Origin of the sequence: Aeromonas sp. R9-2 (assembly GCF_040908025.1) — a bacterium.
Classification (GTDB): domain Bacteria; phylum Pseudomonadota; class Gammaproteobacteria; order Enterobacterales; family Aeromonadaceae; genus Aeromonas; species Aeromonas veronii.
Genome location: NZ_JBFOCX010000026.1, coordinates 140,085 through 150,347, shown reverse-complemented (window position 1 = coordinate 150,347; position 10,263 = coordinate 140,085). Strand labels below are relative to the sequence as shown.

The 10,263-nt window shown below is 44.9% G+C and carries 8 protein-coding genes; all 8 read right to left on the bottom strand.

Annotated elements, in window-relative coordinates:
- Nucleotides 1-36 precede the first annotated feature (36 nt).
- Nucleotides 37-1,059: an exopolysaccharide biosynthesis polyprenyl glycosylphosphotransferase gene (locus AB5Y71_RS14855; protein WP_227016188.1), complete on the bottom strand. Its 1,023-nt coding sequence runs from the start codon at nucleotides 1,057-1,059 to the stop codon at nucleotides 37-39.
- Between the two features lie 769 nt (nucleotides 1,060-1,828).
- Nucleotides 1,829-3,814 (bottom strand): nucleoside-diphosphate sugar epimerase/dehydratase, encoded by a 1,986-nt coding sequence (locus AB5Y71_RS14850; protein WP_042080969.1) that lies wholly within the window; start codon nucleotides 3,812-3,814, stop codon nucleotides 1,829-1,831.
- Nucleotides 3,811-4,836 carry a glycosyltransferase family 4 protein gene (locus tag AB5Y71_RS14845; protein WP_368171901.1) on the bottom strand — a complete coding sequence of 342 codons (1,026 nt, stop codon included), beginning with the start codon at nucleotides 4,834-4,836 and terminating at the stop codon, nucleotides 3,811-3,813. Before AB5Y71_RS14845 ends, AB5Y71_RS14850 begins: the two co-directional genes overlap by 4 nt.
- A complete protein-coding gene (locus AB5Y71_RS14840; protein WP_368171900.1) occupies nucleotides 4,836-5,792 on the bottom strand; it encodes a UDP-glucose 4-epimerase family protein in 957 nt (318 codons plus the stop codon). The genes AB5Y71_RS14845 and AB5Y71_RS14840 overlap by 1 nt, the downstream gene beginning before the upstream one ends.
- Nucleotides 5,792-6,598 (bottom strand): glycosyltransferase family 2 protein, encoded by an 807-nt coding sequence (locus AB5Y71_RS14835; protein WP_368171899.1) that lies wholly within the window; start codon nucleotides 6,596-6,598, stop codon nucleotides 5,792-5,794. The genes AB5Y71_RS14840 and AB5Y71_RS14835 overlap by 1 nt, the downstream gene beginning before the upstream one ends.
- A 30-nt stretch (nucleotides 6,599-6,628) precedes the next feature.
- Entirely contained in the window at nucleotides 6,629-7,528 is a 900-nt protein-coding gene (locus AB5Y71_RS14830; RefSeq protein ID WP_323891050.1) for a glycosyltransferase family 2 protein, read from the bottom strand.
- Between the two features lie 313 nt (nucleotides 7,529-7,841).
- Nucleotides 7,842-8,759: an NAD-dependent epimerase/dehydratase family protein gene (locus AB5Y71_RS14825; RefSeq protein ID WP_368171898.1), complete on the bottom strand. Its 918-nt coding sequence runs from the start codon at nucleotides 8,757-8,759 to the stop codon at nucleotides 7,842-7,844.
- Nucleotides 8,760-8,796: 37 nt separating this feature from the next.
- The gene (locus AB5Y71_RS14820; RefSeq protein ID WP_368171897.1) at nucleotides 8,797-10,263 is read right to left on the bottom strand and encodes a glycosyltransferase family 4 protein; all 1,467 of its coding nucleotides are present in this window, start codon (nucleotides 10,261-10,263) and stop codon (nucleotides 8,797-8,799) included.

Here is a 10,263-nt window from a genome sequence, read left to right as displayed (position 1 = left end):
AATCCAAAATATAGTGACCTGTATGTAAGCGCCTACTTATCTTCCCATCCCAAACAGTACAGTTTTGACTGTCAGCAGTAGGATCTTGATATCCAACATCAGACTTTGATGCTTGATATAGAAGATATCGTATTTATGCTTCCAAACGGCATCTTCAATAGATGCCCCGTAGGGGTATTTGACCTGGGCCAGGCCGGTAATGCCGGGCTTGACCGCATGACGGAAGCGATAGTACGGGATAACGGCTTCCAGCTCTTTGATAAATACTTCCCGCTCGGGTCTTGGGCCAACCAGAGACATTTCGCCTTTAAAGACGTTGATCAGTTGCGGCAGTTCATCAATACGGGTCTTGCGAATGAAACGGCCAACACGAGTGACTCGGGCGTCGTTCTTGCTTGCCCATTGAGCACCATTTTTTTCGGCATCATTTCGCATAGAGCGGAATTTGATTACGTCGAATTCCTGGTTGAACAGGCCAACCCGGGCTTGACGATAAAAGATGGGACCAGGAGATTCCAGTTTGATGGCCAGCGCAGCAAGCAAGCCAATGGGAATGGCAACCAGACTGAGCGCAATGGCAGAGACCAGATCCAGCGCACGCTTGACAATGCGATTGGATGGACGGGAGAGGATGGAGAAAGATTTCATGTGCAGGAAGTAGCCGCTGTGCAGCAACTCCACTTCAGTGCGGCCGAAACGACGGTCCAGATAACTGACCAGCGGTTCAACGTAGGCGCCATATTTCGTGGCCAGCACCAGCATTGCGGCCAGTTCATCGGGAAGGTCACCACTCTTGTAATGCACAAGGGTTTTGCCTTTCAGGGCCGAGAGGTCTGTCACATTGAAGTTCAATGTGAAGGGGTAATCAGCAAGCACTCGCTCGATAAGCTTTTTGTCATTGTCACTGCAGTAAACATAAAGCTCATCACTTTTCATGTGAACCCGCTTAAGCTCATACACCAGATTACCAATATCCAGTGAATGGCTCTCGGCCGTCAACTGTTCATTCGCAGCAATCCCGAAGGCTGCACTACTGTCTATTTTATTATGCATTCCCATAAGCTCTCTTCATGTCTATACCCAGAGAAACCACCATTGAGGTTTGTCTCATCGGCATTCGACTGCCACGTCACGTAGATTTTGTGTTTCCCTCCGGCAGCTTGTCGAAACGAGCAGCAGCGAGAAACGAACAAAGAAAAGAGATTGATTTTTATTTGAAAGCGAAGGGCTGGACAGGAGGAGCTCGGCAAACTCGTCGAGTTGACGAGTCCGGCAGTAAAAACATTTCAATTACAATCGATTGCCAACCAGTGACAGACACCCGAATGATCACACTCCGGCGTTGTCACACTCTCTATCCCGTGCCATGTATCTGGGGACTACTGACGGTCCCTCTTGTATCGATATCATCGCTATCACTAAAGCGCCGAATTGACTACAAAGAAGTCAGCAACGGACTAAAAAACAATCCAATCTATAAAAAAATAATGGCTACCGCCCCTGAGTTACAGCTCCCAGTGTGCATGCAGTCTTTTTTATATTGTTAAAAGAGTTAGTAAATGGCGTAGTGATTTACAATCATCAACCTCTGGCAAGAGGGGCGACAAAACCAGTCGCCACGCCAGCTATTCGCCATAGCCCCTACACTGTGCACCAATATTTCACGCCAAAATGTAGGATAATTCCGAAATAGCGGGGGGGATTGTACCTATGGTTCATCGAAATGAGTAGCCAATCTAGTCCGCGACTGGCTCGCTCGATTAAAAAACAAACAAATAGGTAGAGAAGCAAAAAAAAAGCGCCCAATAATGGGCGCCTATATAAAAACTCAGTGATTGGCAAGCAAAAAATCTATGTTATGTGAGGGCAATTTAACAACATTATCACTTGGTGGTAGCTGCTGCTTGGCCAGCCACACCAGATCACAAATACCATCCGTCGGTTCAAAGGCAGCCGGAGCATGCATCAGGATGTCGCGCACTTGCTGTTGATCAAAACGGTGACAAGCATCATCCAGTGAGGCCAGCAAGGGGCGCAGTCGCGACCAGGGCAGCCAACTCTCTTGTGCCACCATGATCCGGGGATGCTCGGTTCCTCTGGCATCATCACCAATCAGTAACTCTTCGTAGAGCTTTTCACCCGGCCGCAATCCCGTCACCTCGATGGCGATATCACCATCGGGCCGCTGCTCATCACGCAGTGTCAGGCCGCTGAGGCGTATCATGCGTTTGGCCAGCTCCATGATCCGTACCGGTTGACCCATATCGAGCACAAAGACATCGCCCCCCTCCCCCATGGCGCCAGCCTGGATCACCAGCTGGGCAGCTTCAGGTATCGTCATAAAGTAACGGATGATATCGGGGTGAGTCAGGGTGATGGGCCCACCTTTATCTATCTGCTGTCTGAATAACGGCACCACAGAGCCGGAAGATCCAAGAACATTGCCAAAACGCACCATACAAAAACGGGTGCTGTGCTTCTCGCGGGTCAAGGCTTGCAAGATCAACTCGGCCAGACGCTTGCTGGCCCCCATGGTGTTGGTTGGCCGCACGGCTTTATCGGTAGAGATCAGCACGAATGTTTCCACCCCTGCCTCAATGGCCGCCTGTGCCGCATAAAGAGTGCCGAATACGTTGTTACGTACCCCTTCAATGATGTTGAACTCAACCAGCGGGACATGTTTGTAAGCAGCCGTATGGTAGACGGTCTGGATCCTGAAACTCTGCATCACCGTCTTGAGACGATGCTGGCGCTGTACTGACCCCAGTAACGGCACCAGATCCGTTTCGATTTCTTCACGCTGACACTGCTCCCGCAGGTTCTTGTGCAGGACATAGAGGGCGTATTCGGATAGTTCGAACAGTACCAGAGTGGATGGCCGGCACCGCAAGATTTGGCGACAGAGCTCAGAACCAATAGAGCCACCTGCACCTGTCACCATGACCGCTTTGCCTGTGATATTGGCTTCCATCAAGGTGGCCACAGGCTCTACCGGATCTCTGCCCAACAGATCGTCGATGGAGACCTCATTGAGCTGATCTATGCGGGCAGAGCCATTGACCAGATCGGCCATCCCCGGGATAGAGAGCACTTCGCAAGAGAGGGGCTCAAGTGCATTAATCACCTCCTGACGGCGAGCCCGGGTGCTGCTCGGCATGGCCAGCAAGATCTTCTGCACCCCATGGTGGTCAATCAAGGTTGGCAGCTGGGCGCTGTTATAGACAGTACACCCCTGGATTACACACCCCTGCTTGGCTGGATCATCATCAACAAAGGCAACGGGATAAAACTCATTGCCTTGCAACAAGGCCATTTGCAGCTGTCGGCCCGAAGAGCCCGCGCCGTAAATCAACACCTGGGTGCGAGCTAAACGGGTGGTATTAAGGAGCGCCCGGAAAAACAGCCGCACACCGCCAACCAGCAGCACTAAAAAGGAGAGATAGATAACCGAAACCGTTCTCGGCAGGAAGATATCGAAGTAAAACGCAGAGAGAACAAAGAAACAGGTTGAAAGAAATGCCCCTAGCGAGATTGTCCATAGCACGCGAAAGCTGACATATCGGAGCACTGCGCGATAAAGACCCAGCCTTACAAACAGACCGATGCTGACAATGATAATTGCGCCAAGCAGTGCCCAGTGATGCGGGCTATCGATTGGCCAATTATGTTCAAGCCGGATCCAGTACGCCCCCCAATAGGTCATGGTGATCAGGATCATATCAACGGTGACAGAGATGGCACGCTTGCTGGCTCGTGACAGGGAGCCCAGGCAAGTCAGTAGCCAGCTCCCACCGGGTAAAAGCTCATTTCTCATTCTGGTACTCCTGCATTCAGGTGATACGCAAGAAAAGCTAACGGCAAGTAGGCAATGACCAGACCGCTCACACCATCAAGCTGGCCCAATACAATCATGACAGCGATCGGCGCAAGCCAGAGGCTATTTATAAGAAGCACAGCCAAGGTCACGTTTCGATGGCTCTGCCAACGCCTCGCCGCATACTGAAATGCATGAGTCCGATGAGCCTGGCTCAAACGGCATTTCAGACGAAAGCGATTCAGCAACGTCCAGGTCGCATCAACCACAAAGACTCCGAGCATGACGAGCCATGCCCACAGGAATTGAGGTGCAGAAGCAGCATCCAGCAGCATCAGGGAAGCCAGCATCAAGCCAAGAAATCCGCTGCCACCATCGCCCATAAAGATCCTGGCGGGCGGAAAATTCCAGCACAAGAAGCCCGCCGCCGAAATCCCCAGTAGCAGGATCAAACTGGCAGACGACCACTCCCCCCCAACCAGATAGTGAAATAACCCCATGAACAGGCAGACGACAACAGCCTCGCCAGCCGCCAAGCCATCGATGCCATCCATAAAGTTGTAGAGATTGATAAACCAGATCACCCCCAGCCAGGCCAGCAGGTAACCAAACCAGGCCAGATCGAGCTGCAAACCAAAGAAGGTCAGCGCTGGCAAACCATCAACCGCAGAAACCACCAAAGCTGCCGCCATGCTCTGCACAATCAGGCGGGTTCGGGGCTTGAGAGAGATGTGGTCATCGATAAAACCAACCAAGGAAATGCCCAGCGCCGCAGCCCATATCAATGCAAAGCTGCTCTGGGATATGCCGGAGGGAAGTGGGATCAGGGTGGCAAACAACGGGGCTGCCAGCAGAAAGGTCGCCACGATAGCCATGCCACCGCCTCTCGGGGTCGGCACCTGATGCGAACTGCGATGATTGGGTTGGTCAAGCAAGCGGGTCTTTGCGTAGCGCCTGAGCAGGCCGGTCATGGTGATTGAAAGAAAAAGACAAAATATCGACAACAAAACAAATGCCAGCATCAAGACGACTCACTATGGATTGACGCCATCAGAGATAGGGTCTGAGAGAGCGAATAGGGTGCCGACCATTGTAATCGGCTCTGAGCCTTGCGGGTATCCATTTCCAGAGAGCCATAAATCCGTTGTAGCTTGGCATCAATCCCCAAACAGCGTCCAAGCACTCTTATTACTCCTGGTGGGAGATAAAAGAGCCGACAGCTAACTCCTTCTGCTTCTGCAATCGCCGCTAATAACTGCGACGTCGACACTGCGACAGGATCTGCGACTAAAAAGACCTGATTCACTGCAGCAGGGTGCGCCATCGCATGGGCAATGAAGTCACACAGATTAGGTAACGCCAACAGGCTACGCGCATTGGTCAAACGGGCAAAAGGGAGCGGGATCCCTTTGCGCACCCACGTCATCATGCTGGCAAAGTTAGCCTTCACTCCTTCTCCATAGATAAGAGGAGGACGAATGATGGTTACAGCCATACCACACGCTTTCGCGAGTGCCATCAGCCCCTGTTCCGCCTCATACTTCGAGCGTCCATAGGGATCTTCTGGCGGACTTTGCACATTCTCATCAAATGGCTTGCCAGGCTCGGTCTGCTCGCCATTCACTTTGATCGAACTGATAAAGATGAAGCGCTTTACTCCTGCCTCAGCCGCTTGTCGAGCAAGAGCGAGGGAGCCCTCTGTATTCACCGCTCGAAAAGCCGCCAGGGGATCTGTCGCGGTATCCGACATTACATGCACCCTGGCAGCACAGTGAACAACCACATCCACCTGTTGCAATTGAGCAGTCCAGTTGGCATCCGCAGTCAGAGAGGGAGCCTGAACATGGTAAGAAGCCAGCGAGTGACTTCGCACCGCTCCTTTAACATTCGCCCCCAGCGCCAGCAAGTGTTCACAGACCGCTTTGCCTACAAATCCGTTGGCACCAGTGACCAAGACTGTACTTTTGATATCTATCATTACCACCAACGCCAACCGTGAATATTGAAGAAAGTCACCATGGAGCGCCCAAACATCCAGATATGGCGCCAGCCTTTGCGGGATGCATGCCCACCGTGATGAACGACCTTCACCTGAGGGACATAAGCAATCCGGCTGATCTTTCCAGCCCGCAAACTGATGTCAAAATCTTCAAAATAGAGGAAAAAGCGAGGGTCAAACCCTCCGAGCTGCTGCAGAACATCTGAGCGAAACAGCATAAAACAACCACTGACAATGGGTGGGTCCCACAGCACGTCAAGATTGTTGAGCTGATCTGCCATCTCATATTTCGCCAAGCGCGTCTGGAATAACTTCTTCACAAACGCGGGTGCAAAACCACGCAACAGTAAATCAAATACGGTTGGATAGCGTTTACAAAGCCGTTGTACCTCACCATCTTCCCATGTAGCGAAAGGCGTCAATAATCCGCAATCCGGATGTAGCTCCATAAACTCGAGCGCATTTTTCAGTGCATCTGGAGCAACTTCAAGATCAGGATTGAGGATAAGGTGGTATTTGGAATCGTTCTGTAATGCTTGATTATGCCCTTCACCAAAGCCCAAGTTATCCGGATTATGTCGATAAATCACGCTAGCCTTACTAATCAACTCTGCAGATATATAGTCCTCAACTTGTACCCTAGAGCTGCTTGGTGAATTGTCAACAATGGTCAATTCAATGGCCGAGTACTTCAAGGCTGCATTAAACAAACTCTGCAACGTAGCATATAACTCTTGTTTGACTGGCTTATATACAACAAGACTGACACTTATCACATTACTCATTAAAAAATACCGCTAAGTAATTTATAGGAATCACAGATAGGGACCTGACTTAGATAAAATCCCATCCAGCAACCCCTTACTCATCTTAGTAATGTGAGACAACTTGTTTTTTGTGAAAAATGCATAGACAAAAAATCGAATCGGCAAAAAACAAAGCTCTCTTAATTTAAAACCTGTGGGTATATAATCTCTACGTAGTAAAGAAATACAATTTCTGAAAAAATAATAATGCCTGATTGGTGAATGTACAGGTAATTTCTTACCAAATACGTTTATTGGCTCATCTCCAAGTGTATGTTCCATAACTACATATGGAACGCCAATAACACGCCACCCAAGACTTTTAGCCCGCAAACACCATTCAATATCAACATAATCTATAAATAGCGAGTCATCGTGAGGTCCTATGCATTCCCAAGACTTACGACTGATGATGCTGCCAGACGTAATAAGATAATCGGCCTCAATCAGCTTGTCCCCTTCAGCAGGAATCCTACATAACCTACCTTGTTTAAACGTGATGAATGGCGCTTTCTTGGCTAAACGCGTATCAAAATATGCTGGACCCACAACTGCGACATTACTATCCACAAAACCGGAACTTACCGTGATCAATGTATCAATCATGGACTGATCTGGATTACTGTCTTGATCAAAGAAAAACACAAAATCAGCACCATCTTTAAATGCTAGGTCTGCCCCATGGTTCAATGCAGTAGCAATGCCCTTATTTTCACCTAACGCTAATATACTAACATTGCTTGGGATAACGTCAGTAGTAAAGCCAGAACCGTTCTCTGGGGTATTATCTACCACATAAACAAGATCTACCAACTTTGACATCCCAATCACTTTAGAAGTAACACGTGAGTCTGGGAAATATGTAACTATAACAATTGCTGATAACTTTTTATCTATGAAATTAGACATAATATCAGCCTTATAAAAATAATATAATCAGTAACTCTCATAAATTACCACAAACCTATAAAATTAAGGCTAATTACAATAAAATTAATGCCTTGTATTACCTCAGTGTTGCTCTAATTATATAAACTGGCAGTTTTCTAATCTCGAACTAGCGAACTAATCAAATCATGAAAAGCAGACTTACATACCCTCCCCAGAGAGGGAATTCTAAAGGTAATCTAGAAAGTAAGTTTCATAAAATTGAGCGATTACAATTCAACAACCCACAATAATTGTCATAAAAATAAAACATTAAAAGCAATAATATCTATTATTACTTTTCATTAAAAAAACCATGCATTTCAATTATTTTGGCAATACCATTGGAAATAGAAACATCAGGTTTCCAACCTAATTCATTTTGAATCAAAGATATATTAAGCACATTTGACTGGGCATCAAACAATCTTTTTGGTTCATATTCAACAACTATGTCATTGAAATGTTCTTTAAATACATCCAAAATGTTATTTATAGATGTTCCGACTCCAGAACCAACATTCATAACATTTACATTACCTGTGTACAATGAGGCGCTATATAAGGCCGACACTAAATCATCTATATACAGATAGTCTCTGATAGTAGAACCATCACCCCAAACTGTTAATTTTTCACCTTTCTTTATTTTACTAAGAAATACACCAATAATACCTTGCGATATATTCCTCATTTGCCCCATACCATAGGGATTAGAGATTCTTAATGATAAAGATTTAACGCCATATAAAACGTTGTAAAGATACAAGTACTTCTCTATTGATAACTTGGTTATTCCATAGGAGCAAATAGGATTTGTACTATCTGACTCAGAAATCAATCCATCACATCCAAAACCATATACTGTACCACCAGAAGATGAGAAGATTAATTTAACATTAACATTATTTTTTAACGCATCTAATAGCCTGATTGTTCCGATAATATTTCCTTCGACATCTAATTGAGGATTTTCATTAGAGGTACTAGGTAAACTTGTTGATATGAAATGATAACAAACATCAACACCTAATAAAATATCAGTCCATCTATCCTCTGTTGAAAAATCGCCAACATAATGTTCAATATGCCTATCACCTAGTCTATTAATATCATTTCTATCATATGTTTTTATGCTATGTCCTTTATCTATTAAATAAGTAGCCAAAGCATTACCAATAAATCCACCGGCCCCAAGAATAAAAAAAACCATATAAAACCTCTAATCTAATAGACATCTAATAGATAAATCAAAAATATCCGGGTACGGTATTCATTTTAGATGCAAAGCTAGCATCACTATGATTAGATAGAACCTTATCTCTTGTATGAACTGCCTGTTTTAACGCATCAGAATAATTATTAAAGACCCAATCAATAGCCTCTTTATAAGAGTGAGGATCTTCAAAATCACCAACTAACATTCTAGTTTCAGCATCAATCACTTCGCTCACTCCCCCCACATCAGATGCAACTATAGGCATACCAGTTGCGGCTACCGATAATAATATTGTTGGGATTCCATCCCACTGGGACGTATATAAGAAAATTGAGTGTTTGTTTAACGGTAAACTTTCAACGCCATTAAACTTCCCATGCAAAGTAATATTACCTAGCTTCCTCATGTCAGATAAATAATCAGTAGCGGAATCTAAAACAGCTTCACCATAAACACTAAACTCAACATCAGGCATCAACCTTGCAATAGAAAGTAATATGTCAGGCCTTTTTTGTCTATCAATTCTACCCGCCCAAATAACACGTTTATCATACTGTTCTTCGTGATTATTTTGTTGAATAACTGATAAATCAAAAGGGCTATATATAACTTCAAAAAGCTCTTGTGGATAACCATAATTATTATGTATCAATTTCTTGAACTTTATATTATCAGTAAAAATACGCTCAATATATTTATATGTAGTTGGCAAATATTTACGTGCAAATCCGACAGGTCTACCATAGCTGTCATAGTCATCGCAATAAATAGAAACAAAAACTTTTATTCCTGAGGACGTTAAAGCAAGTCCATGTTTATCCAATACATCCCACATATGCCTTGAGTTTATTATATGTAGAACACCAATTTTCAGCTGTATGACAAGTCTAACTAAAACACTAATTTGTTCCGCATGAGATATCTTAGATGCGATTTTGCTAAAATTAATAATATCAACATTTTCAGGTAAACGACTTAACCACGGAGAATCCCCTGGTTCCGTCATGATAACCAAGATCTTTGACAATGATTGTTTTGCAGCTAGCTCTATATGTTTGATGGAAACATAATCAGCCCCACCTCTCTTAAGCCATGGAATTGCAAAACAATGAGAGTAATCTTCTCTAGAACAAGAGGTTTTTATAATCTCATTATAGATATTCCCTGGTGCAGCTATGATAGGATATGAATAATAATTACATGTAGATATGAATTCATCTGTAGGATATAACTCTGGATCTATAGTCATACCTATCGACTTCATTTCCTCTATTACCCAACTAGGTATTGAAGGTGTCAATAAACTTGACGCAATAGAAACAGAGCCAATTTCTGACAAATCAGGAATATGCGTTCCATACTCTTTAAAGAAAAAGGATTTAAGTTTATAACATACACGAACATATCGCTGTCGAGCAGAAATACCCATAGAATTAAAGATTATTTTATCAAGAACGACATATATAGTTCTTAATACTAGGAAAATTCTTTTTTTCAT

Coding starts and splice junctions, on each gene's coding strand:
- AB5Y71_RS14850 (WP_042080969.1), bottom strand. CDS start 3,814: ATGAGAAATGAGCTTTTACCCGGTGGGAGCTGGCTACTGACTTGCCTG.
- AB5Y71_RS14855 (WP_227016188.1), bottom strand. CDS start 1,059: ATGGGAATGCATAATAAAATAGACAGTAGTGCAGCCTTCGGGATTGCT.
- AB5Y71_RS14830 (WP_323891050.1), bottom strand. CDS start 7,528: ATGTCTAATTTCATAGATAAAAAGTTATCAGCAATTGTTATAGTTACA.
- AB5Y71_RS14825 (WP_368171898.1), bottom strand. CDS start 8,759: ATGGTTTTTTTTATTCTTGGGGCCGGTGGATTTATTGGTAATGCTTTG.
- AB5Y71_RS14835 (WP_368171899.1), bottom strand. CDS start 6,598: ATGAGTAATGTGATAAGTGTCAGTCTTGTTGTATATAAGCCAGTCAAA.
- AB5Y71_RS14845 (WP_368171901.1), bottom strand. CDS start 4,836: ATGCTGGCATTTGTTTTGTTGTCGATATTTTGTCTTTTTCTTTCAATC.
- AB5Y71_RS14820 (WP_368171897.1), bottom strand. CDS start 10,263: ATGAAAAAAAGAATTTTCCTAGTATTAAGAACTATATATGTCGTTCTT.
- AB5Y71_RS14840 (WP_368171900.1), bottom strand. CDS start 5,792: ATGATAGATATCAAAAGTACAGTCTTGGTCACTGGTGCCAACGGATTT.